At 74.4% G+C, this 23,034-nt stretch carries 23 protein-coding genes and 1 riboswitch; of the genes, 16 read left to right on the top strand and 7 right to left on the bottom strand.

Features of this window, described 5'->3' with window-relative positions; all coding sequences use genetic code 11:
• Positions 1-375: 375 nt before the first annotated feature.
• Complete coding sequence (locus ACJ6WD_RS13835; RefSeq protein ID WP_407615872.1) at positions 376-1,464, top strand: cytochrome P450; 1,089 nt, start codon at positions 376-378, stop codon at positions 1,462-1,464.
• 106 nt (positions 1,465-1,570) lie between these two features.
• On the opposite strand, the gene ACJ6WD_RS13830 is transcribed toward ACJ6WD_RS13835, so the two are convergent.
• Both ACJ6WD_RS13830 and ACJ6WD_RS13825 read right to left on the bottom strand, forming a co-directional pair.
• The gene (locus ACJ6WD_RS13830; protein WP_331246397.1) at positions 1,571-2,083 is read right to left on the bottom strand and encodes an N-acetyltransferase; all 513 of its coding nucleotides are present in this window, start codon (positions 2,081-2,083) and stop codon (positions 1,571-1,573) included.
• Positions 2,084-2,618: 535 nt separating this feature from the next.
• Complete coding sequence (locus tag ACJ6WD_RS13825; protein WP_376559217.1) at positions 2,619-4,031, bottom strand: DUF5685 family protein; 1,413 nt, start codon at positions 4,029-4,031, stop codon at positions 2,619-2,621.
• Between the two features lie 292 nt (positions 4,032-4,323).
• Here ACJ6WD_RS13825 and ACJ6WD_RS13820 point away from each other — a divergent pair, with 292 nt between their 5' ends.
• Positions 4,324-4,740 (top strand): hypothetical protein, encoded by a 417-nt coding sequence (locus ACJ6WD_RS13820; RefSeq protein WP_233659301.1) that lies wholly within the window; start codon positions 4,324-4,326, stop codon positions 4,738-4,740.
• A gap of 6 nt (positions 4,741-4,746) precedes the next feature.
• Here ACJ6WD_RS13820 and ACJ6WD_RS13815 read toward each other — a convergent pair whose 3' ends face one another.
• Both ACJ6WD_RS13815 and ACJ6WD_RS13810 read right to left on the bottom strand, forming a co-directional pair.
• Positions 4,747-5,616, bottom strand: coding sequence for a bifunctional 5,10-methylenetetrahydrofolate dehydrogenase/5,10-methenyltetrahydrofolate cyclohydrolase (locus ACJ6WD_RS13815; protein WP_407615863.1), 870 nt, complete (start codon positions 5,614-5,616; stop codon positions 4,747-4,749).
• 27 nt (positions 5,617-5,643) lie between these two features.
• A riboswitch (ZMP/ZTP riboswitch) is annotated at positions 5,644-5,731 on the bottom strand.
• Positions 5,732-5,800: 69 nt separating this feature from the next.
• Complete coding sequence (locus tag ACJ6WD_RS13810; protein ID WP_407615862.1) at positions 5,801-6,877, bottom strand: hypothetical protein; 1,077 nt, start codon at positions 6,875-6,877, stop codon at positions 5,801-5,803.
• Positions 6,878-7,051: 174 nt separating this feature from the next.
• Here ACJ6WD_RS13810 and ACJ6WD_RS13805 point away from each other — a divergent pair, with 174 nt between their 5' ends.
• Positions 7,052-7,450 (top strand): hypothetical protein, encoded by a 399-nt coding sequence (locus ACJ6WD_RS13805; protein ID WP_016575582.1) that lies wholly within the window; start codon positions 7,052-7,054, stop codon positions 7,448-7,450.
• Between the two features lie 75 nt (positions 7,451-7,525).
• Here ACJ6WD_RS13805 and ACJ6WD_RS13800 read toward each other — a convergent pair whose 3' ends face one another.
• Positions 7,526-7,957: a hypothetical protein gene (locus tag ACJ6WD_RS13800; RefSeq protein WP_233659304.1), complete on the bottom strand. Its 432-nt coding sequence runs from the start codon at positions 7,955-7,957 to the stop codon at positions 7,526-7,528.
• A 156-nt stretch (positions 7,958-8,113) separates the two neighbouring features.
• Positions 8,114-8,734: a TetR/AcrR family transcriptional regulator gene (locus ACJ6WD_RS13795; RefSeq protein WP_233659305.1), complete on the bottom strand. Its 621-nt coding sequence runs from the start codon at positions 8,732-8,734 to the stop codon at positions 8,114-8,116.
• 143 nt (positions 8,735-8,877) lie between these two features.
• Here ACJ6WD_RS13795 and ACJ6WD_RS13790 point away from each other — a divergent pair, with 143 nt between their 5' ends.
• The 13 genes from ACJ6WD_RS13790 (at position 8,878) to ACJ6WD_RS13730 (ending at position 22,293) form a co-directional block, all read left to right on the top strand.
• Positions 8,878-10,068 (top strand): cytochrome P450, encoded by a 1,191-nt coding sequence (locus tag ACJ6WD_RS13790; RefSeq protein WP_233659307.1) that lies wholly within the window; start codon positions 8,878-8,880, stop codon positions 10,066-10,068.
• A gap of 5 nt (positions 10,069-10,073) precedes the next feature.
• Positions 10,074-10,292, top strand: a complete 219-nt coding sequence (locus ACJ6WD_RS13785; protein WP_376438483.1) for a ferredoxin — start codon at positions 10,074-10,076, stop codon at positions 10,290-10,292.
• A gap of 342 nt (positions 10,293-10,634) precedes the next feature.
• Entirely contained in the window at positions 10,635-11,684 is a 1,050-nt protein-coding gene (locus ACJ6WD_RS13780) for a hypothetical protein (RefSeq protein WP_407615861.1), read from the top strand.
• A 56-nt stretch (positions 11,685-11,740) separates the two neighbouring features.
• The gene (locus ACJ6WD_RS13775; RefSeq protein ID WP_233659313.1) at positions 11,741-13,009 is read left to right on the top strand and encodes an FAD-dependent monooxygenase; all 1,269 of its coding nucleotides are present in this window, start codon (positions 11,741-11,743) and stop codon (positions 13,007-13,009) included.
• Between the two features lie 115 nt (positions 13,010-13,124).
• On the top strand, positions 13,125-14,576 hold the full coding sequence (locus tag ACJ6WD_RS13770) for an MFS transporter (protein ID WP_233659314.1): 1,452 nt from the start codon (positions 13,125-13,127) through the stop codon (positions 14,574-14,576).
• Positions 14,577-14,620: 44 nt separating this feature from the next.
• Entirely contained in the window at positions 14,621-15,496 is an 876-nt protein-coding gene (locus ACJ6WD_RS13765) for a xanthine dehydrogenase family protein subunit M (RefSeq protein WP_233659315.1), read from the top strand.
• Positions 15,493-17,886 (top strand): xanthine dehydrogenase family protein molybdopterin-binding subunit, encoded by a 2,394-nt coding sequence (locus ACJ6WD_RS13760; protein ID WP_407615860.1) that lies wholly within the window; start codon positions 15,493-15,495, stop codon positions 17,884-17,886. The genes ACJ6WD_RS13765 and ACJ6WD_RS13760 overlap by 4 nt, the downstream gene beginning before the upstream one ends.
• An 83-nt stretch (positions 17,887-17,969) precedes the next feature.
• Positions 17,970-18,482, top strand: coding sequence for a (2Fe-2S)-binding protein (locus ACJ6WD_RS13755; protein ID WP_233659359.1), 513 nt, complete (start codon positions 17,970-17,972; stop codon positions 18,480-18,482).
• Positions 18,482-19,213 (top strand): SRPBCC family protein, encoded by a 732-nt coding sequence (locus ACJ6WD_RS13750; RefSeq protein ID WP_233659317.1) that lies wholly within the window; start codon positions 18,482-18,484, stop codon positions 19,211-19,213. Before ACJ6WD_RS13755 ends, ACJ6WD_RS13750 begins: the two co-directional genes overlap by 1 nt.
• Positions 19,210-19,860 carry an isochorismatase family protein gene (locus tag ACJ6WD_RS13745; RefSeq protein WP_407615859.1) on the top strand — a complete coding sequence of 217 codons (651 nt, stop codon included), beginning with the start codon at positions 19,210-19,212 and terminating at the stop codon, positions 19,858-19,860. Before ACJ6WD_RS13750 ends, ACJ6WD_RS13745 begins: the two co-directional genes overlap by 4 nt.
• A gap of 123 nt (positions 19,861-19,983) precedes the next feature.
• On the top strand, positions 19,984-20,883 hold the full coding sequence (locus ACJ6WD_RS13740) for an alpha/beta fold hydrolase (RefSeq protein WP_233659319.1): 900 nt from the start codon (positions 19,984-19,986) through the stop codon (positions 20,881-20,883).
• Positions 20,884-20,936: 53 nt separating this feature from the next.
• Positions 20,937-21,449 (top strand): MarR family winged helix-turn-helix transcriptional regulator, encoded by a 513-nt coding sequence (locus ACJ6WD_RS13735; protein WP_233659320.1) that lies wholly within the window; start codon positions 20,937-20,939, stop codon positions 21,447-21,449.
• An 85-nt stretch (positions 21,450-21,534) separates the two neighbouring features.
• A complete protein-coding gene (locus ACJ6WD_RS13730) occupies positions 21,535-22,293 on the top strand; it encodes an aspartate/glutamate racemase family protein (RefSeq protein ID WP_331246760.1) in 759 nt (252 codons plus the stop codon).
• Between the two features lie 61 nt (positions 22,294-22,354).
• On the opposite strand, the gene ACJ6WD_RS13725 is transcribed toward ACJ6WD_RS13730, so the two are convergent.
• A complete protein-coding gene (locus ACJ6WD_RS13725; protein WP_233659322.1) occupies positions 22,355-23,029 on the bottom strand; it encodes a class I SAM-dependent methyltransferase in 675 nt (224 codons plus the stop codon).
• Positions 23,030-23,034: the final 5 nt, after the last annotated feature.

Here is a 23,034-nt window from a genome sequence, read left to right as displayed (position 1 = left end):
CCGGCATCGGCATCGGCATCGGCATCGGCATCAAGTAATGCCACATCTGACGCCAGACATGGCGTCAAAAATGTGCCATCATGGCGCCGGAGCCTCCGCGGCCCACCCCGATCGCCCACGCGATCACTCAACTGCGCCTCGCGATGGAGGACTTGCCCCATGCCGCACGATTCCGCGACTCCCCCGGCCCCTTCCCTGATTCCTTCCCCGATTCCTTCCACGGCCCCGTCGACGCCCGGCGCGCCCGCACCCGCGGGCACCCCACGGCCCGAGCCGGAGCCGCTCGCCGCACTGCCGGTCACCCGTCCCGCGGGGTGCCCGTTCTCCCCGCCCGCCGCGTTCGCGGAGCTGCGGGCGGAGCAGCCGCTGCGCCGGATGCGGTACCCGGACGGGCATCTCGGCTGGCTGGCCACCGGACACTCCGTGGCCCGCGCGGTGGCCGCCGACCCCCGGTTCAGCTCCCGCTACGAACTGGCGCACCTGCCGTTCCCGGGCATGGCCGACGTCACGCTCCCGCCGGCCCCGGTCGGCGACCTCACCGGCATCGACCCGCCCCACCACACCCGCTACCGACGCCTGCTCATGGGGAAGTTCACGGTCCGCCGGATGCGCGAACTGACCTCGCGAGTGGAGCAGATCACCGCCGAACACCTCGACGCCATGGAGCGGCAGGGCCCGCCGGTGGACCTCGTCGCGGCGTTCGCGCACCCCGTCCCGGCGCTGATGATCTGTGAACTGCTGGGCGTGCCCTACGCCGATCGCGACCGCTTCCAGCACCACGCCATGGCGGCGTCCGGCACCGGCGGCTCGCTGGAGGACCAGTACGCCGCCATGGCCGCGCTCCAGGAATTCGTCCGGGAGCTGGTGCACGTCAAGCGGGCACGGCCCACCGACGACCTGCTCAGCGACCTGACCACCAGCGATCTCAGCGATGAGGAACTGGCGGGCATCGGCAGCTTCCTCCTGGGCGCCGGGCTGGACACCACCTCGAACATGATCGGGCTCGGCACCTTCGCCCTGCTGTCCCATCCGGAGCAGGCGGACGCGCTGCGCGCCGATCCCGGTCTCGCCGACCAGGCGGTCGAGGAGCTGATGCGCTACCTCACCATCACCCACACGGGCATCCGGGTCGCGCTGGAGGACGTCGCGCTGGACGGGCAGTTGATCAGGGCCGGGGAGTCGGTCACCCTCGCGGTCCAGGCCGCCAACCGCGACCCGGCGCGCTTCCCCGACCCCGACCGCCTGGACCTGCGGCGCAGGGCCACCGGCCATCTGGCCTTCGGCCACGGCATCCACCAGTGCCTGGGACAGCAACTGGCCCGCGTCGAGATGCGGGTGGCCTTCCCGGCGCTGCTCACCCGCTTCCCGTCGCTACGCCTGGCGATACCTCCGGAGGAGGTGCCGCTGCGCACCGACCCGACCATGCACGGCGTGCAGCGGCTCCCCGTCGCCTGGGACGCGTAGGAGGGCCCGCCGCAGCCGGCCCGGGGGCGCGCCCGCCCGCACCCGGCGGACGAGCACGCCCCGACCCGTCAGGGGTCCGACGCCCCGAGGAAGGGCGAACGCCCCGTCAGAGGCCGAACGCCCCGGCGTAGCGGATCACGCCGCTCGGCACGGGCACGGACGCGTCCAGGGCGAGGGCCATCAACGCCTCGTCGGGGACCTCGAACGGCGCCCGGATGCCGAAGCGGGAGGCCGGGACGAAGCCGAACCGCGGGTAGTACGCGGGGTGGCCCAGCACCACCACCAAGCTCTCGCCGTGCGCCCGGGCGGCGGCGAGCGCGGCCCGGATGGCGGCCGTCCCCGCGCCCTGGCGCTGATGGGCCGGCAGCACCGCGCACGGTGCCAGGGCCAGCGCGGGCCGGCCGTCGATGTGGCAGCGGGTGAGCAGGGCATGCCCCGCGAGGGTGCCGTCCGGCGCCCGGGAGACCAGGGAGAGGCCGTCGATCCAGGCATCGGCGTCCGCGCGCAGGGCGTCGACCAGGTCGGCCTCGTCGGCGGTGGGGAAGGCCGCGAGGTTGATCTCGCGGATCGCGGCGGCGTCCTCGGCGGTCTCGGGGCGGGTGGTCCAAGTGGTGTTCATGGTGGTTCCGTTCGAAGAAGTGGAGGGGGCGAGCCGGCCGGCGGGCGGGACGTCGGATGCGTCCCGCGCATGCGGGCTCGAACCGTAGTCCGGGGCGGGGGCGCCCGGGCGCAACGCCGGGGCGCCGGCCGGTCGCGGCATGTGCCGGGCGCAGGCGTCCGAGCCGGCGCCCTGCCGGGACGGGGCGCGGAGCAGGCTGAAGGAGGCGTCGAGCACGGGATCGACGCGGAGAGGTGGGGACAACGGAGAGACCCTTGGTGGAAGGGGCCCCGATGCGTGCCCGAGCAGGACCGCCCGACCGTCACGCGGTCGGGCGGCCGCCGGCAGGCGGGGTGCTCAGGTCAGACCCGGGGCCCGGAGAGGAGGATGGTCCGGGCACCGCACGTGGCGGTGGTCTCCGTGACAGTCATCAACTCATCTCTCCTTCGGTCCGTCGTCCTGGTCGCGTGCCTCGGCCGGCACGGCGAGCCGACGCTAACACGCCCGGCGATGGCCCCACCAAGGGTTTTCCGGTCCGCACCGTCCCCCAGCAGACTCAGCAGTCGCAGCAGCAGCCATCACAACAATCGCAGCCGTCGCAGCACCCGGAGCAGCAGTCACAACCATCACAGCAATCGCTGCAATCGCACGAATCACAACTGTGGCAGCAGCCCTCGCGCTTCTTCCCGGACCACGGGCCCTCGAACTCCGATGCGCAGCACACCTTGCAGGTGCAGCACAGCCCGACGGCGAGCGCACAGCCCGTCCAGAAACCGCGCGGCTTCCTCGGCGCCGGCGAGGTGAACCGCGGCAGCTGGCCGTCCCCGCCGCCCGCCCCGCCGTGCCCCCCGTGACCGCCGCCGTGGCCGCCCCCCGACCCACCGGGTGGCACCGGCCCACCGCCGGCCGGAGTCTGCGGGACGTTGAGGTGCTGCTGCCCGTTGGCGTACGGGCCACCGGCCGGCGGTTGCCCGTACGGGGACGCCCCGACGCCACCGTTCCCGTACGGGTTGCCCCCGTACGGGTCCTGCGCGTACGGGTTGCCGGCGTACGGGTTCCCGCCCTGGGGGTCGTGGGGGCCGGGCAGCGCCCCGTGGGCCTGGTGGGAGCAGGAGGACGTGCCGAAGGCCCGGTCCACCGAGCGCCGCAGCTCGTGCACCAGCAGCACGTGGACCAGTGCGGAGTCGGTGAACTCCACGTCGCGCAGGGCGAGTCGGACGCCGTGCAGCGCGTCGTCGCACAGCCGGCGGGCCTCGGCGAGGCCGGCGCCGGTGGCCGTGATCGGGTTCCAGGCGCCCTCGGCGGCGTCCGCGGTCCGGTCCTCCACGGCGTCGAGGAGGTGGGCGAGCCGCCCGAAGAGCCGGCCGGCCTCGGCGAGCGGCGCGGCGTTGCCCGGCCGGCCGGCCAGGACGGCGGTGTGCGCGAAGGCGGCGGCGGTCGCCGTCTCGGTCGGTTCGGTGATGACCGTCAACGGCGTACCGGGCCCGGCCGCCTGCTCGATGCCCACCTGCCGGTCGACCGCGTCGACGAGGACGGCGGTGTCGAAGCCGAGCCGGGCGCCGCCGCGCGCACCGGCCCGGTCCCAGCCCGCGGCGACCCGGCGCGCCGCGGCGGCCATCGGGCGGCGGCGCAGCACTCCGTTCCCGTCGGCCACGTGGTCACGGATCTTCGCCGAGGCGAGGACCAGGGAGACCGACGCCGCCAGGCGCGCCCCCTCGCCCCGGGCGACCGAGGCGGTGCGCATGCCGCGCAGCGGGCAGGGGCCGGCGGTGCGGCGCCGCAGCTCGGTCCGGCCGGACTGGGCGTCCGTCAGGACGGACACGATCAGTCCGTCGTAGTTGGTGACGACCCGGGCGAACTGGCCGTGGTCGGCGCGCAGTGCGAGGCACAGGCCGCACAGATGGGCCATCCACTCCGTCTTGAGACCTTGGGACAGGCGATGGGTGCAGGGCCTGACGATTCCGAACATGTAAGAACAAACCCCCCGTGTGTCATGAGCACGCGCCGATGGCAGCGGCGGCAGGAAATGCTACCCATCGGGCCGTTGACCTGCGCACACACCCTGCGCACCGAGCGTCACCCACGCCGTCACGACGCCCCGACCGGAGTCGGAACCGCCACCTCCGTCCCCCGTTTCACTCTTTCTGCTGATACCGCGGCCGCACCCCGGGTGGAAGCATGACCGCGCCGTCGCGCGGACGACCCGGCCGCGGCCGCTCCCGGCACCCAACTCGCAGCCCTTTCAAGGATCTTGGAGCGTCATGAAGGCGATGAGGCAGCTGACCGCGGTGTGCGTCGCGGGTGCGGTGCTGAGTGCGGGTACGGCCTGCGCCTGGGCACAGGCCACCCCGGCCCCGACCGCCCACCGCATCGAGCTCACCGACCGGGACGCCGGCCGGGCCCTCACCGTGCGCCCCGGGGACGACGTCGAGGTCCGGCTCACCGGCGTCCGCGACCGCGGCACCACCTTCGCCTGGAGCGCGCCGGCCCCCGATCACCCCGCGGTGCTCCGGCGGTCGGCGCTCGGGCGGACGCCGACCGGGGGCGTCACGGCGCGCTTCACGGCCGGCGACCGGGGCGGCACCGCCCTGGCCGCGCGGCGGTCCTGCCGCGCGGCGCCCGGCTCCCGCTGCCCGCACGTGGTCGCGACCTGGCGGGTCACGGTCACGGTGCGGTGAGCGGCGTCAGCCCGCGGCCCCCGACTGCCGGGCCGCCGCGTCCACGGTCTGGGCGAGGAGGGTGGCGATGGTCATCGGGCCGACCCCGCCCGGCACCGGGGTGATCAGGCTCGCGACGGCCGCCGCCGAGGCGAAGTCCACGTCGCCGACGTTGCCGGCGTTGTAGCCGGCGTCGACGACGACCGCCCCGGGCTTGAGCTGGTCGCCGTGCAGGAAGCGGGCGCGGCCCACCGCGGCGATCAGCACGTCGGCCTCCCGGACGTGGGCGGCGAGGTCGGCGGTGCGGGAGTGGCAGTAGGTGACGGTGGCGTTCCGCCCCAGCAGCAGCATCCCCGCGGGCTTGCCGAGGATCGCGCTGCGGCCGACGACCACGGCGTGCTTGCCGCCGAGGTCGACGTCGTAGTGGTCCAGGAGGCGCATGATGCCGCCGGGCGTGCAGGAGGCGAAGCCCGGCATGCCCAGGCTCATCGCGGCGAAGGAGTGCGCGGTGACGCCGTCGACGTCCTTCTCGGGCGCGATCGCCTCGAAGGCGGCCCGCTCGTCGACGTGCGGGCCGACCGGGTGCTGGAGCAGGATGCCGTGGACACCGGGATCGGCCGACAACCCACCGATGGTGTCGACGAGTTGGGCGGTGCTGGTGTCGGCCGGGAGCGCCACGTGCCGTGACCGGATGCCGGCCTTGGCGCAACGGTTGCGCTTCATCCTCACGTAGGTGACCGAGGCGGGATCCTCGCCCACGAGGACCGTGGCCAGGCAGGGCGCCTGTCCGGTGCGCGCGGTGAGCGCCGCGGCACGCTCGGCGGTCTCCTCGCCCAGACGGCGGGCGAGCGCGCTGCCGTCCATCAGGCGGGTGGTGGGGGACGTGGTCTGCGACATGGCGCCTCCTGAGCGTCGTACGTCGTACGGAATCGCCCAGGCGCACGGCAGTGACCACACCGGTCGAGCCGCTCCACGGTGGTACTCCACCCAAGCGCCAGTCACGGCTCGGCCCCCACCTTAGGCGATGGCCGGACCGGGACGGGAACGGGTGTTCGCGGGCGACGGCGCGGGCCGCCCGCGGTCAGGGCGGCGGTTGGCCCGGACTTGAGGTGTACGGCGAGGTGGCCGCCTCCCATTGGCTGAGGATGCCGTCCCAGTCGTGCTGGGTGACGGTGACGGCGCTGGGATCCCAGGCAGGGGCCGCGGCCATCGGCGGCGGCTGGGGCGCCCAGGCCGCCTGGGCGTCCTGTGGCGCCCAGGCGCCGTAGGTGCCCTGGGGCGCGGTCCACGGTGCGGGATGGGCCGGCGACCCCCATGAGGCGTGCGGCTCGTACGGCGGTTGCGGCGGGGCCGTCGGGACCTCGGTGCGGGCGAGTTGACCGGTGTCCGCAGAGCCGGCGGCGGGGCCGTCGGCCATCCGGCGGTGCCGGCCGATCCGGTCCGACGGGGCGGGCCTGGAGGTATGGGTCCCGACGGCGAGTTGGTGCGCCCTGGCGGCCAGGATGGTCACGTCCAGGCCCAGTTCGGCGGCGAGCGCGCTGAGGTCGGCGCCGGTGTGGTGACTGTGCACGAGGACCGCGTCCAGCGCCGGCGACCAGGCCGGTTCGGTGACGGGCGTGGGCGCGGGGGCCGGGGCGGGCGCCGGGGGCGGCGTGGGGGCGGGCGGTGCCGGCCGCGGCGGGATCCGGGAGGCACTCTCCGGTGGGGTGGCCGGGGCGGCGGGCACCGAGGTCGCACTGCCGGCGGTGGTGGCGCGCGGCCAGCCGTTGCCGATCGCCGCCGCGGCTGCCGCGGCTGCCGCGGCGGCGGCCGGCGAGGCGGGTCGGGGCGGTTCGGGCGCCACCGGCTGCGGCGGGGCGTCGGCCCGGCGCGCGGCGCGGCGCTCGCGGGCGGACTCGTCGAGCAGGCTCTTGGCCACCGCACGGGCGTCGTCCTTGCCGACGGTGCGGCGGGCCAGGCGCACTTCGCGGGCGTCGAGGCCGAGCAGGTCGGCGACGACTTCGTCGCTGCCGACGGTCACCGCGAAGGCGGCCAGGGTCCGCGAGCGGCGGGCCTCGGCCTCGTCGAGGAGCCCTTGCGTCCGGCGGACCTCGTCATCGCTGATGCAGAACGCCTGCGCAAGTACCGCGTGGCGCTCCCACAACTCCCTCGGTTCCATGACAGCGACAACGGTTTTTGGCCGGTATTGGTCCGGTTCTCAATGAGAGATCACTGCAAGAGGTGATATTCCCTGTATCGTGCGCAGCGCTTTGGGATGTTATGAGAGGGACCGCCCGGGGCCGACCGGGGCACGCACAGTGACCGATCGCCGGGACGAATCGTTTCTACTGCCATGAGTGCTCCCTCATCCGTCACGGTCGCCGGCCACGGCCAGACCGCCTTCGTCCCCGGCGCGCCGGTGGACCAGCCCGCCCGGCCCGGCATGGACGCCCGCGCCGCAGCGCCGCGGATCAACGCCGAAGTCGTCCGGCAGACGCCCGTGTACGCGGGACTGGTGAGGATCTGGACGGAGCGGGCCGCGACGGTGCCCGGCGTCGCCGATCCCGAGTGGCAACGGCTGGTGTCGTACCGGGCGTTGATGGAGGAGACCGAACTCGCGCTCACCGCGCTGCGGCCGCACCGGGCCCCGGACGTGCTCCCACCGCGCCGGGCGATCCCGGGGCCGACCGCCCCGTACGCGACGGAACTGGCGCCGGTGCACCACGGGTTCCGGCCACTCGCCCACCCGTGACCGCCGGGGCGTCGCCCCGCACGCAGGAGGGCCCGGGTACCGGACCCGGGCCCACCGCGGTGGCGACGCTGCGGCCTAGAGGAGGCCGAGGAAGTCGAGGCCGAGCAGCCCGGTGCGCCCCAGGCCCTCGGCGCGGCGCCCCTCCTCCTCGTTGCCCCGGCGGCGCGCGTCGTCCTTGCGGCGCTCGGCGTCACCGCGGCGGCCGTACTCCTCGTCGCCCCGGCCCATGTCATCGTCGTCGTCGTAACGGCGGTTGTCGGCGGTGCGCCCGTAGTCGTCGTCGTACCGGCCGTGCCCGTGCCGGCCTTCGTGCGCGACGCGGTGCCCCTTGCGGCCTTCGTGGCTGCCGCCGTGGGCCTGCCGACCCTTCTGGTGGCACTGGCTGTGGCCGGAGCACAGCGCCGCCTGCGCGCCGCTGGCAGCCGCGGTCGCGGCGCCCGCCGTCGGGACCACCAGGGCTGCGGCGATGCCGGCCACCGCGAGCCCGCGGGGAATCGAACGAAGCATTGTTCCACCTTTACTCAGCTGGGCAGAAAAGGAACATTCTCCTGCAAGCGCGACAATAAGTCGGCCACCCAACCCCGCGTGGCGACCCGCCGGAGGGTCACCGGAACGCAGCACGAGCCGGACCGCGCTGGCAGCACCGCAGCCGCCCGGACGACGTCACTCCGCCTTCGGCGACCCCTCCAGCAGGGCGGTCAGGGCCTCCCCCACGAGTCGGCAGACGGTGTCCGGATCGGCGCTGGCCAACGGCTCCTTGCCGACCACGACCCGCATCAGGCCGATGCCCAGGAGCCAGGACAGCGCCAGGTCGCCGCGCAGCGCACCGTCGTCGGCCCGGGAGAGGGTGGCCAGCACGTCGGCGTACTCGTCGCCAAGTCCCCGCAGTGCCTCGCCGATTTCGTCGCTGCCGCCGATGGAGCGGAGACAGACCTCCAGCGAGCGGTCGGTGCCGGGTCCGGCGCCCTCGGCGAGCATGCCGCGCAGGGCCACCTCGAACAGCCGCTCCGGCGGGGTGGCGCGCAGCTGTTCCTGGCCGCCGCGCGCCATCACCTCCCCGAACAGGGCCTTCTTGGAGCCGAAGTAGCGGAACAGCAGGGCCTGGTTGACGCCGGCCCGGGACGCGATGTCGCGCACCGTGGCGCGTTCGTAGCCGCGTTCGGCGAAGAGGTGCGAGGCCGCGTCGAGCAGGAGGCGCCGGGTGCCCTGTGCGTCCCGGCGGTGCTCGCCGGTGGCGCCGCCGCAGGGGGCCGCCTCCACCGCTCTCCTCGTTGCCTCCGGCATCGTCGCTCTCCTTCCCGTCGGTCCTTCCGATGGTCGTCGTGGCCCGCCGTAGCGGATCAGGACGACGGCCGCAATCCATCGTTGACCACCCCGAGCGTGCGTCCTACGGTATGTAAGCAGGTGCTTACACAAGGGAGGTCACCGTGACCACAGCCAAAACAGCACCCCTCTCCTACCCCTTCAACATCGCTGAGAGCCTTGACCTGTCGGCGGAGTACGAGACGGCACGCAATCGCCCCGGTCTGCTCAAGGTCCAGATGGCGTACGGCGAGCCGGCCTGGCTCGTCACGCGGTACGCGGAGGCCCGGTTCGTCCTGGGCGACCAGCGGTTCAGCCGGGCCGAGGGCATCCGGCACGACGAGCCCCGGCAGTCCGAGGGCAGCCGCAACAGCGGCATCCTGAGCATGGACCCGCCGGACCACACCCGGTTGCGCACCCTGGTGGCGAAGGCGTTCACGGTCCGTCAGGTCGAAAAGCTCCGGCCACAGGTGAAGGAGCTGACCCGGGAACTGCTGGACGAGCTGGAGGCGGCCGGACCGCCGGCCGACCTCGTCGACCGGTACGCCCTGCCGATCCCGGTCGCGGTGATCTGCCGGCTGCTCGGCGTGCCCACCGAGGACCGGCCGAAGTTCCGGATCTGGAGCGACGCCGCGCTGTCGACGAGTTCCCTGACCGCCGAGGAGTTCGACGCCAACCGCGAGGAACTCCGCGCCTACATGGGCGACTTGATCGAGCAGCACCGGCGGGAGCCGCAGGACGACCTGATGACCGCGCTGATCGACGCGCGGGACGTCGACGACCGGCTGACGGAGCTGGAGCTGGTCGACCTGTGCGTGGGCATCCTGGTCGCCGGCCACGAGACCACCGCCACCCAGATCCCCAACTTCGTCCTGGCACTGCTCGACCACCCCGACCAACTGGCCGTACTGCGCGAGCAGCCCGACCTGATCGGGGGCGCCGTGGAGGAGTTACTGCGCTTCGTCCCGCTGGGCAGCGGCGCGGGCCAGCCGCGGTACGCCACGGAAGACATCGATGTCGGCGGCACGCTGGTGCGGGCCGGCGAGCCGGTACTGGTCGCCATGGGGGCGGCCAACCGCGACGCTTTGCGGTTCGACGGCCCGGGGAAGCTGGACATCCGGCGGGCCGGCAACCAGCACCTCGGCTTCGGCCACGGCGTGCACCACTGCCTGGGCGCACCGCTGGCCCGGCTGGAGCTCCAGGAGGCGCTCTCGGCGCTGATCACCCGGTTCCCCGGGCTGCATGTGGCCGGGGACGTGGAGTGGAAGACCGAGATGCTGGTGCGCGGTCCGCGGGTCCTGCCGGTGGGGTGGTGAGCGCGGTGGCGTGGAAGGTGGCGATCGACCCGGCGCTGTGCATCGCCTCGGGCTCCTGCCCGGCGATCGCGCCGGACCTGTTCGTCCTGGACGGGCCGCACGCCCGGGCCGTGCAGGAGGAGATCGCGGAGGACGAGCGGGCGCTGGACGCGGCCGAGGTGTGTCCGGCGATGGCGATCACCGTGCAGGACGCGTCCGGACGGGTGATCGGGCCCCGGCCGTAGCGTTTGCGGGAAGAGGGGGCGGGGCGCGGCCGGGGGCCGCGCCCCGCTTCGCGCGTCCACCCGGCCATCGGGCGGACCGGAAGGCCGTACTGACGGACGTTCAGGGGCCGAAGCGGGCCAACTCGGCGCGCACCCCTTGCCAAGCCGAGATCGTACGTGTTCGGATTATCTCCGTCGGGATGCCCCAGCACCCTCGCATCTCCGCAGTTCAGCGCATGCCCGAAGGCCCGAGGCGACGGGCCGGCAGCGCCCCGCCGGAAACGGGGCGGCGCCGCGCCCCCGCCGGTACCCGCACGCGTCAACGACCACCCAGCCCCCGAACTCGTTCTCCGGAGGGTCCTCGTGTTCGACCTCTCGTCCGTCGACCTGCTCGACGCCTTCATCCGTCAACTGCGACTGTGCAAGCTGCGCGACGACGAACACGTCGTGGTGCTGGCCGAACCGGGCAGCCGCGGCGACTACGTCGCGGCGGCGTTCGGCGCGGCCAAGGCGTGCGGTGCGCACGTCATCGCGGCGACCGTGCCCGGCGGCACCCCCGCGCCGATGCCCAGCACGCACACCGGCGCCGGCCCCGGCCTGACCTCCGTCCTGAACGACACCACCGCCCAGGACCTGCTCAAATCGGCCGACCTGGTGGTCGACCTGACCCGCGAGGGCTTCATCCACGCCCCGGTCCAGCAGGAGATCCTGCGCGCCGGCACCCGGATCCTGTTCGTCTGCGACGCGCCCGAGGTGTTGATCCGCAACCTGCCCGAGGAGGAGGACAAGGCCGAGGTGCTGCGCGGCGTCGAGCTGCTCAAGCGGTCGGCGCAGATGCGGGTGCGCTCCGCCGCCGGCACCGATCTGACCGTCCAACTCGCCGGTTCCCGGCCGGAGTTCCAGTGCGGCTTCGCCGACGACCCGGGCCGGTGGGACCACTGGCCGAGCACCATGGTGCTGTGCTGGCCGGAATTCTCCGACGGGCGGATCGTGCTGGCGCCGGGCGACATCCTGCTGCCGTTCAAGGAGTACGTGCGCGAGCCGGTGACGCTGCGGATCGTCGACGGGCACATCGAGAAGGTCAGCGGCGGCGCCGAGGCCGAGTTGCTCACCACGTTCTTCGCGGACTCCCGGGACACCTGGGCACGCAGCCTGTCGCACATGGGGTGGGGGCTGATGCGCACCGCCGACTGGTTCGCCACCGCGATGTACGGCAAGGACGAGCTGATGGGCATGGACGCCCGGGCCTTCGCCGGCAACTTCCTGTGGTCGACCGGCCCGCACCCGGTCCTGGGCCGCGAGTCCTACGCCCACCTCGACATCGCGATGCGCGGCTGCTCGGTCACGGTCGACGGGACGGAGGTGGTGGTCGACGGCCGGCTCGCCGAGGACCTCGGACCCGCCGGCGGCTGACCGACCGGCCGCATCCGCTGCCCCGTCGAGCGCGAGCGCAACGTCTTGGAGGAAGAGTGGCGCCCAGCCAGTCCTACGAAGTCACCATCACCGGCGGCGGTCTCGGCGGCCTGACCGCGGCGCTGGCCCTGCGCCAGCGCGGTCTGCGGGTCACCGTGCTGGAACAGGCACCGCAGCTCGGCGAGGTCGGTGCCGGCATCCAGACCGCACCCAACGCCAGCCGGGTGCTGCTCGGGCTGGGCCTGCGCCGACAGCTCGAAGCCATCCACACCGAACCGCTCGACCAGGTGCGCAGGCGCTGGCAGGACGGCAGCGTCGTGGCGCTCACCCCGCTCGGCCAGCACTGCAAGGAACGGTTCAACGCCCCCTACTGGCACTACCACCGCGCCGATCTGCACCGGGTGATCATGGATGCCTGTCTGGATCCGACCGGTCCGGGCCCGGCGGTGGCGATCCACACCGCGAGCCGGGTCGTCGAGTTGGACCGCACCCGGCCCGAGCGGCCGGTGGTGACCACCGACGACGGGCGGCGGTTCGCCGGGGACGTGCTGATCGGGGCCGACGGCGTCCGCTCGCGCGTGCGGGAGCTGATGGGCGCCCCCGACACCCTGCTGTTCTCCGGCGAGATGGCCTACCGGGCGCTGGTCCCGGGCGAGCTGATCGCCGCCGACCCGGCCACCCGGTGGCTGGTCGACCGCTTCCAGAGCACGATCTGGTACGGCCCCGAGCGGCACCTCGTCCACTACCTGATTCGGGGTGGCGCGTACCTCAATGTGGTGGCATGCGTGCCGTGCACCGAGGAGGTCGCCGAGAAGTGGACCGTCGCCGCGTCCCCACAGGACCTGGTGGACGCCTTCCCCGGCTGGGACGACCGGGTGTCGGCGATGCTCTCCAAGGCCAAGGAGAACGTCAGTTGCTTCGCCCTCTACCACCGGCGGCGGGACCCCGTCTGGACCGACGGGCACGTGGCGCTGCTCGGCGACGCCTGTCACGCCATGCTGCCCTACCAGGCGCAGGGCGCCTCGCAGGCGATGGAGGACGCCGCGGTGCTGGCCGAGGAGTTGGGGGCGGTCACCGTCTCGGGGGTGCCGGACGCGCTGCGCCGGTACGTCGACCGGCGGGCCAAGCACGCCGGGATGGTGCAGGAGGCGTCGTGGCAGAACAAGACCTTCTACCACTTCCCCGACGGTCCCGAGCAGCGGGCCAGGGACGCGCAGCTGCGGCGCTTCGACGGGGAGTCGGACCTGTCCTACGACTGGCTGTGGCGCGGCACCCCGCTCAACGACCCGGACCAGGTGGCCTTCTCCTACCCGTTCGCCCGCTGACGCCTGAGCACACCCGCCGGGCCCCCGTCCCGGCGCCCCCGGGTCCCCACCCCGGTGTCCGCACGGGCGCGGGCAGGCCGTCCGCGCCCGGTCCGTACACCCACCTGGAGCGCATGTGAAAACCGGCGATCAGATCGTCCAGGAACTCCCCTGGAAGTGGGGGGTCCAAGGCAAGGTCTTCCTCATCGGTGGCCTCGGCTACCTCTTCGACGCGTACGACATCGCCCTCAACGGCTTCCTGATGCCGCTGCTGGGCGAGCACTTCCACCTGGCACCGGCCGAACGCGGGCTGGTCGCCACCGCCAACCTGGTGGGGATGGCCGTGGGTGCGGTGGCCTGGGGCGCGGTGGCGGACCGGCTCGGGCGGAAACGGGCCTTCAGCGTCACCCTGTTGATCTTCGCGTCGTTCTCGGTGCTGGGCGCCTTCGCCCCGACGTACCCGGTGTTCCTGGTGCTGCGGTTCGCCGCCGGGGTGGGGCTCGGCGGCTGCATCCCGGTGGACTACGCGCTGGTGGGCGAGTTCGCTCCACGCCGGTACCGGGGGCGGGTGCTGACCGCGCTGGACGCCTGGTGGCCGATCGGGGTGACGCTGTGCGGGCTGGTCTCGACGGGACTGCTGCCGGCGTCGGACAACTGGCGGTGGATGCTGGCGGTGATGAGCGTGCCGGCGCTGCTGCTGTTCTGGGTCCGCCGGGGCGTGCCGGAGTCGCCCGTGCACCTGGCCGGGCAGGGCCGGGAGGCGGAGGCGCGGGCGGTCATCGACGCGCTGGTGGCCCGTACGGGGGCGGCGCCCGAGCCCTACGCGATCCCCGCACCGGTGGCCGGGTCCGGGGCGCGCGGGCCGCGGGCGGTGGGCGAACAGCTGGTGCGGATCTGGGCGTTCAGCCCGCGGATCACCTCGGCCGCCTGGCTGCTGTTCGCGGCCGTGATGCTGGTCTACTACGCGGCGTTGAGCTGGTTGCCGTCGATCCTCAAGGACCAGGGGCTGGGCAGCACCGCCGCGTTCACGGGCACCACGGTCATGAGCGGCGTCGGCATCGTCGGGGTGCTGGTGTCCACCGCGCTGGTGGACGTGATCGGCCGCAAGTGGCTGATCGGTCTTTCGGCGCCGCTGGCCGCGCTGGCGCTGGTGCTGTTCGCGCTGGTGCGCCGGGAACCGGCGGCGTCGGTGGCGGCCCTCGCGCTGTTCGGCTTCCTGATGCAGTTGGCGATCCCGGCGCTGTACGCGTACGTCGCCGAGCTGTACCCGACCCGGCTGCGGGCCAGTGGCTTCGGCTGGGCCTCCTCGGTCAGCCGGGTGCTCACCGGCTTCGCGCCGCTGCTGTTCGGCTCGGTGCTGTGGCCGGTGCTGGGGCTGCCGCTGACGTTCGGGGTGCTGGCGCTGGCGGTGGTGGCCGCGGTCGGCTGGACCGCGGTGGCCGCGCCCGAGACCAAGGGGCGGGCGCTGGACGACGCGCCGGCACCCGACCGCACCGCGGACCCCCGCTCCGCCGTGCCGGCCGCCGCCTCCGGCGCGGCGGACCCGCTCGGCACCGCCCTGACCGCGCCCCGCCGGCGCCCCTCCTGACCCCGCCCCGCCAGGAACCGCCGCACGACACGAACAGGATCCGCATGAAACCCGCCCCCTTCCGCTACCACCGGGCCCGCGACGTCCACGGCACCACCCGGCTCCTGGCCGAACTGGGCGAGGACGCCAAGGTCCTCGCCGGCGGCCAGAGCCTGGTCGCGATGATGAACTTCCGGCTGGCCCGCCCCGACCACCTCGTCGACATCGGCGGCCTGCGCGAGCTCGACCACCTCACGGCAGGCCCCGAAGGCGCCCTGCACATCGGTGCCCTGACGACCCATCACACCGTGGAGGCCGCTCCCGACGCGCTGCTGGGGCCGGGGTTCGCGGTGCTGCGCCGGGCCATGGGCTGGATCGGCCACCTGCCGATCCGGACCCGCGGCACGGTCGGCGGCAGCCTGGCGCACGCCGACGCGACGGCCGAGTGGTGCCTGCTCGCGGTCACCCTCGGCGCCGAGATCGTCGTCAGCGGGCCCGACGGGCAACGGCGCGTACCGGCCGGGGAGTTCTTCCTCGGCCCGTACACCAGCGCCCTGGAACCCGACGAACTGCTGACCGAAGTCGTCTTCCCGCGGCCCGCGCCGCACGCCGCGCTCACCGAGTTCGCGGCGCGCAAGGGGGACTTCGCGCTGGTGTCGGCGGTGGTGGACCTCGACGTCGAGGGGGCCCGGGTGCGCGGCGGTCGGGTGGGGCTGGGCGGGGTGGCGCCGGTGCCGGTGCGGGTGCCGGAGGCCGAGGCGGTGCTGGCCGACGGCGGGTCGTTCGCCGACTGCGCCGCCGCGGCCGCCGCGGCCGCCGATCCCCCGGACGACACCGGCGGCAGTGCGGCCTACCGCCGGCAGCTCGTCCGGTCCCTGGTCGAACGGGCCTGCGTCCAGGCGAGCGGGGCGACGGAGTCGAAGGGGGCGGGGACGCGATGAGGCGGGTCGAGGACGGTGCACGCGAGGACGGGGAAAGGCTGATCGGGCGGTCCGTGCCGCGCCGGGAGGATCCCCGGCTGCTGACCGGGCGCGGTCGGTTCGTCGACGACGTCACCCTGCCGGGCACGCTGCACGCGCAGTTCGTGCGCAGCACGGTCGCGCACGGCGAGGTCACCGCGATCGATCTGGACGAGGTGCGCGCGGTGCCGGGCGTGGTCGCCGCCTACACCGCCGACGACCTCCCATTGGGCGACATCACCGCCCAACTGGCCCGCCCACCGGCGGAGTTCGTGCCGACCGCGATGCCGGTACTGGCCCGCGACCGGGTGCGCTACGTCGGCGAACCGGTGGCGATCGTGGTGGCACGGGACGCCTACGCCGCCGAGGACGGGGTCGAGGCGGCCCGGGTCGGCTACGCAGTCCGCCCGCCGGTGACGGACGAGGCGGCGGCGCTGGCCGACGACGCTCCGCTGCTGCACGCCGAGGCCGCCCGGAACACGCTGGTCGACGTCCGGTCGTTCGCCACCGAAGGCATCGACGAGATCTTCGCCGCCGCCCACCGCGTCGTCCGGGTCGAGGCCCGCACCGGCCGGCAGAACGCCCTGCCGCTGGAGACCCGGGGCGCCCTGGCGCACTGGGACGACCGGGAGGAGCAGCTCGTCCTGCACACCTGTAGCCAAGTCCCGCACCAGGTGAGGACGGTGGCCTCGCGGTGCCTGGGGCTGGCCGAGCGGGCGGTGCGGGTGGTGGTGCCCGACATGGGCGGCGGCTTCGGGCTGAAGTGCGTGGTGGGGCGGGAGGAGATCGCCGCGGCGGCGGCCGCGCTCCGGCTGCGCCGCCCGGTGAAGTGGATCGAGGACCGCAAGGACGCGCTCTCGGCGTCCTTCCTCGCCCGCGAGCAGCACTACGACGTGCGGGCCGCCTTCGACGCGGCCGGCCGGATCCTGGCGCTCGACGCGGACGTGGTGTGCGACATGGGCGCCTACTCCTGCTATCCGTTCACCGCCGGCATCGAACCGCTGATGGCCGCGGCGGAGATGCCGGGCGTCTACAAGGTGCCCGCCTACCGGGTGCGCGGCCGGGCGATCGCCACCAACAAGGCGCCGACCGCGCCGTACCGCGGGGTCAGCCGGCCGCAGTACGTGATGGTCGTGGAGCGGCTCTTCGAGCGCGCGGCCCGGGAGCTGGACCTCGACCCGGTGGAGATCCGGCGCCGCAACCTGATCACCGACTTCCCCTACACCGGCGTCAACGGCATCACCTACGACCCGGGCTCCTACCGGGAGTCGCTGGACCTGTGCGAGCGCACACTGCGCGACGAGGGCTGGTACGAGCGGCGGCGCGCGGCCCGGGCCGAGGGCCGGCACCTGGGCATCGGCTACTCCTGCTTCAGCGAGCGCACCGGCTACGGCTCGGCCGCGTTCGCCCAGCGGAAGATGGCGGTCGTGCCCGGCTTCGACCTGTCCGAGGTGCGGATGGACCCCAGCGGGTCGGTGACCGTCACCACGGGGACGATGAGCCACGGGCAGAGCCACGAGACGACCATGGCGCAGATCGTCGCCGAGCGGCTGGGCCTGGAGCTGGACCGGGTGCGGCTCCACCAGGGCGACACCGACCGGGTCGCCTACGGATGGGGCACCTTCGCCAGCCGGTCGATCGCGGTCGGCGGCAGTGCCGTCCGGCTGGCCGCCGGGCGGCTCGGCGAGAAGCTGCGGGCGATCGCGGCGGCCCGCTGGGAGGTCCCCGTGGAGGAGACCGCCCTCGGCCGCGGCGAGGTGGTGCGCCGGGGCGCGCCCGGCACCGCGCTCGGCTACCGCGAGCTGGCCGAGGTCGCCTACCTGCGGGTCGACCTGCTGCCCAAGGACATCGAGCCGGGGCTCACCGCCACCGCCGCCTTCGACGTCTTCAACGACGGGACGTTCTCCAACGCCACCCACGGCGTCGTCGTCGAACTCCACGCGGACACCGGCCGGGTGGAGATCCTGCGGTACGTCTGCGTGGAGGACTGCGGGGTGGCGATCAACCCGCAGGTGGTGGAGGGCCAGTGCCGGGGCGGGATCGCCCAGGGCATCGCCGGGGCGCTGTTCGAGCAGGTGACGTACGACGCCCAGGGCGAGCCGTCGGCCACCAGCTTCATGGACTACCGGGTGCCCACCGCGCACGAGATCCCCGACGTGGCGGTCCACCACCTCCAGACGCCGTGCGCGTTCACCGAGACCGGCGCCAAGGGCGCGGGCGAGGGCGGCACCATCGGTGCCCCCGCTGCCGTGCTCAACGCCGTCAACGACGCCCTGCGCCCCACCGGCGTGGAACTGGACGACATCCCGATCACCCCCGAGACGGTGCACCGCGCCCTGCACCGCCGGCACTACCAGGAGAGCGCCCGATGACGACCCGCCCCCAGCCGCCCGCCGCCACCCCGGACGCCGCCGCCGCGGACGCCCCACCGCCGACGGAGCGGGAGGTGCAGTTGATGGTGCTGGACGTGAACGGCGAACGGCACGAGGTGATCACCGAGCCGCGCCGCACGCTGGTGGACGTGCTCCGCCACGAACTGCGGCTGACCGGCACCCACGTCGGCTGCGAGCACGGCATCTGCGGAGCCTGCACGGTGCTGCTCGACGACCGGCCGGTGCGGGCCTGCCTGATGTTCGCCGCGCAGGCGGAGGGCGCGCGGATCCGCACCGTCGAATCGCTGTCGGCGGGACCGCCGGACGCGGCGGACGGCGGACTGAGCGACCTGCAACGTGCGTTCCGCGCGCACCACGCCCTCCAGTGCGGCTTCTGCACCCCCGGGTTCCTGATGCTCGCCGAGGGGTTCCTCGCCGAGCGGCCGGACGCCGACAAGGAGGAGATCCGCGAGGTGGTGGCCGCCAACCTGTGCCGGTGCACCGGCTACCAACCCATCGTCGAGGCCATCGAGGACTGCGCCGCGTCCCGGCGCGCCGAACGGGCCGCGGCGTCGGCCCCCCGGAAGGAGAAGTGATGCAGCTCAGCAACACGGTGCCGGTGCCGGCCCCGCCGGACGCGGTGTTCGCGCTGGTCAACGACGTGGAACGGGTGGCGTCCTGCATGCCGGGCGCGGTGCTCGACGGCCGCGACGGCGACGCCTGGCAGGGCCGGGTCCGGGTCAAGGTCGGCCCGATCACCGCCGCCTACGCGGGCACCGTGCGTTTCCTGGAGGCCGACGCCGACCGGCGGCGGCTGCGGGTGCAGGCCCGCGGGGCGGACGCGCACGGGAACGGCGACGCGGAGGCGGAGGTGACGCTGACCGTCGCCGAGGCGCCGGCGGGGGCGCGGTTGGAGTTGGTCACGGACCTGGTGATCCGCGGCAAGCTGGCGCAGTTCGGCAAGGGCGCGATCGGGACCGTCTCGACGCGGATCCTGGAGCAGTTCGCCCGGAACCTGGGCGGACTGCTGGCGGCCGAACGCGACGGCGCGACCGCACCGGCGCCCTCACCCACGCCCTCACCCGCGCCGTCGACGACACCGGCGCCGGCGGCCGCTCCGGCCGCGGCGCCCCGGCCGCGGGGGGCCGCCGCGGCGCAGGACCTCGACGGGTTGTCGGTCCTCGTCGGGCCGGCGGTCGGGCCGGTGCTGGCCAAGTACGGTCCGTTGGCCGCCGCGTTCGCGGTCGGGGCGTGCCAGGGCTGGCTGTTGGGGCGGTTGGCCGGAATGCGGCGGGAGCTCAGGACGCTGCGGCGGGGGCGCGCATGAGCCACTACGGGACGGCCACCGACCGCACCTACGAGCGGGCCGGGTTCGGCGCCCCGGTGCGCCGCGGGCGGCGGCCCGCACTCGTCGTCGTCGACCTGACCCGGGGGTTCACCGAGGACCGCTTCCCCACCGGCGCGGATCTGAGCGACGTCGTCGGGGCCACCGGGCAGCTGATCGAGGCGGCCCGGCCGGCGGGCGTCCCGGTGGTGTTCACCGCGATCGCCTACGCCCCGGCCGAGGTGTCCGGCGGCCACGTCACCTGGCTGCGCAAGGCGCCGGGGTTGGGCGCGCTGCTGGAGGGCAGCGAGGCGGTCGCGGTCGATCCGCGGCTGCCCCGGCGGGAGTCCGATGCGCTGGTCCTCAAGAAGGGCGCGTCGGCCTTCTTCGGCACCTCGCTGGCCGCCACCCTGACCGGGTTGGGCTGCGACACCGCGGTGGTGTGCGGCGCGACCACCAGTGGCTGCGTGCGGGCCACGGCGGTCGACGCGGTGCAGTCCGGCTTCCCGGTGCTGGTCCCGCGGGAGTGCGTCGGGGACCGGGCGGCGGGCCCGCACGCCGCGGCTCTCTTCGACATCCAGGCCAAGTACGGCGACGTGGTCACGCTGGCCGACGCCGTCGGTTATCTGGCGGAATCGGTGCGCGATTGAGCCAATCCGGCCCCTGGCCGCCCGGTCCCACCGCTCCGGGCCCGCCCTCCGCTGCCCGTCCGGCTCTCGTTGCCTCTTGCCCCTGTGCCCCGTGCCCCCGTGCCCCGTCAGGAAGGTGTCACCATGTCGCAGTCCTCCCCGTCCGCCGCACCCGTCCGGTGCGTGCGGCAATCCGCCCTCGCGGACCTGGCCGACGTGCCGGCCACCAGTCGGTGGGTCCGCTCGGGGGCCACCCGGCTGCACGTGCTGGACTACGGCGGCGACGGACCCGCGCTGGTCGTCCTGCCCGGGATCACCAGTCCGGCCGTCACCATGGACTTCGTCGCCCGCGAACTCACCGCTCTCGTCCGGCCGTTGGTGGTCGACGTGCGCGGGCGCGGGCTGTCGGACGGCTGCGGCGGGGAGCCGGCGGACGGCGGTGACGACGGGCGCGGCTACGGGTTGGAGTCGTACGCCGAGGACACCGAGGCGGTGATCGAGGGGCTCGGGCTGACCCGGCCGTTGCTCTTCGGGCACTCCATGGGGGCGCGGATCGCGGCGGTGGTCGCGGCGCGCGGCAGGGTGGCGCTCGGCGGCAGCGTACTGGCCGATCCGCCGATGAGCGGGCCGGGCCGCGGCCCGTACCCGACGACGCTGGCGGCGTTCCTGGGGCAGTTGGCGGAGGCCGAACGCGGCACCGACGCCGACGAGGTGGCCCGGTCGTGGCCGCGCTGGCCGCGCCGCGAACAGGAGTTGCGGGCGCGCTGGCTGTCCAGTTGCGACCGGCGGGCCGTCGCCGCCACCCACCGCGGTTTCGAGTCCGAGGACTTCTTCGCCTGGTGGCCCGCGGTCACCGGCCCGACGGCGCTGCTGTACGGCGCGCAGAGTCCGGTGGTCACGGCGGCGGGGGCGGCCCAGGCGCGGGCGGCGCTGCCGTCGGCGACGGTGACCGCGGTCCCGGACGCCGGCCACATGCTCTTCTGGGACAACCCGCCGGCGGCGCTGGACGCGCTGCGTGCGGCACTGCGTCCCATGCTGGCGTGAACATGCTGACCATCCACGGGACCGGCGCGGCGCACCGTGATTGAGTTGCCCCCATGGCTGACGAGACCACACCCACCGCGCCCGCCTCCCCCGCGGCTCCCCGCACCACCGAGTGCGGGGTGACGATTCCCCCCGCTCTGATGGCGGCCCCCGGCTATCAGGTGCGCCGGCTCTACCAGGCGTACCTGGCCGTGTGGGTGCGCGCGGTCGATCCGACGCTCACCGGGCCGCAGTTCGCGGTGCTGACCGCGGTGGACGCGACGCCGGGACGGGACCAGCGGTCGATGGCCTCGGCGGTGGCGCTGGACACCTCGACGATGGCGGACGTGGCCCGGCGGCTGGAGAGCCGGGGCCTGATAGTGCGCCGCACCGACACCGCCGACGGCCGGCGCAAGCTGCTGTACCTCACCGAGGAGGGCGAGCGGACGCTGCGCGGCGCCCACGACCGGGCCCGGCAGCTGGACGCCCGCCTGTTGACCCCGTACGACGACGGCCGACGTGCCGACGTGATGGACCTGCTGACGTCCCTGGCCGACCACTGGGAGGGCCTGGCCGGGGATTCCTGACCGGCGCCCGGGTCACCACACGGGCGCCTCGTCCCCGTATGCCCGCGCACCTCCGGGTACGCCCGCACCCTTCGAGGAGAGTCCCGTGACGGACCGCCATATCGGCCTGATCGTGCCCAGTTCGAACCTGACCATGGAAACCGAACTGCCGCGGATGCTGCGCGACCGGGAGGCCGTGCACCCGGAGGACCGCTTCGTCTTCCACAGCAGCCGGATGCGGATGCGGCACGTCACGCCCGAGCAACTGCGGGAGATGAACGCGCAGACCGGGCGGGCCGCGGCGGAACTCGCCGACGCCCGGCCGGACGTCGTCGCCTCCGCCTGTCTGGTCGCCCTCATGGCGCAGGGGCCCGGCCGGCACCGGGCGGCCGAGGCGGAGATCGCCGGAGTGCTGCGCGAACAGGGCGCGGCGGCACCGGTGGTGTCCAGTGCGGGCGCGCTGCTGGACGGGATGGCGGCACTGGGCGCGCGCCGGGTCGCGCTGCTCACGCCGTACGTGAAGGAGCTGACGGCGGTGGTCGCCGGGTACGTCGAGGACGCCGGCGTGGAGGTGGTGGACGCGCTGAGCCTGGAGGTTCCGGACAATCTGGCGGTCGCCCGGCTCGATCCCGGCGCGCTGCTGGAGCACTGGCGGCGACTGGACCTGCGCCGGGCGGACGCGCTGGTGCTCTCGGCGTGCGTCCAGATGCCGTCGCTCGCCGCGATCCAGCCGGTCGAGGACGCGGCCGGGCTGCCGGTGCTGTCGGCGGCGACCGCGACGGCCTACCGGGTGCTGGGCGCACTCGGCCTGGCGACGCAGGTGCCGGGGGCCGGGCGGCTGCTGAGCGGCACCCCGGCCGGGTAGCGGCTCTCGGCGCAGGGCGCCGGGCGCCGCCACCGCCCGGCGCCCCGCCCCGCGCCGGTCGCTAGGCGGCCGGCTTGCGGGCCAGCACGTACCCCTGCGGGCCGTTCTCCTGGCCCTCGGGCTCCCGCAGCACCCGCGTGCCGACCACGAACCCGGCCCCGCCCGCCAGGTCGGCGACCCGCTCCGGGGGCAGCCAGTAGACGTCCAACGCGAGGTCGTGACCGTAGGCGCGGTCCAGGTGCCGGAGTTCGTCGCCGGCCTTGAAGGCGAGCAGGAGGTGGCCGCCCGGGGCCAGGACGCGGTGGAACTCGTCGAAGACGGCCGGCAGCAGCTCCGGCGGCGTGTGGATGATCGAGTACCACGCGACGACGCCGGCGAGCCCTCCGTCGGCCAGCTCCAGGCCCGTCATCGACCCTTCCTCGAACCGGATTTCCGGGTGCGTCGCGCGGGCCACCGCCACCATCCCGGGCGACAGGTCGACCCCGAAGACGTCCAACCCGAGGGCGTGCAGGTGACCGGTGATCCGGCCGGGACCGCACCCGAGGTCGGCGACCCGGCCGGCGCCGTCCGCCCGCACCAGGTCGGCGAAGGCGCCGAGCATGGCCCGGTCCATCGGCATCCCGGCGAGCGCCGTCCGCAACAGCCGTTCGTAGTCGACGGCGACGGTGTCGTAGGCGGCGCGGGTGCCGCGCAGGAAGTCCGGTTCGGTCGGGGCGTGCGGATCGGGAGCGGTCATGGCGC

The sequence above is a fragment of the Streptomyces sp. VTCC 41912 genome (genome assembly GCF_045799175.1).
Taxonomy (GTDB): domain Bacteria; phylum Actinomycetota; class Actinomycetes; order Streptomycetales; family Streptomycetaceae; genus Streptomyces; species Streptomyces albulus_C.
Note: the sequence above shows the minus strand (reverse complement) of the source record. Positions and strands in the feature narration are given on the sequence as shown.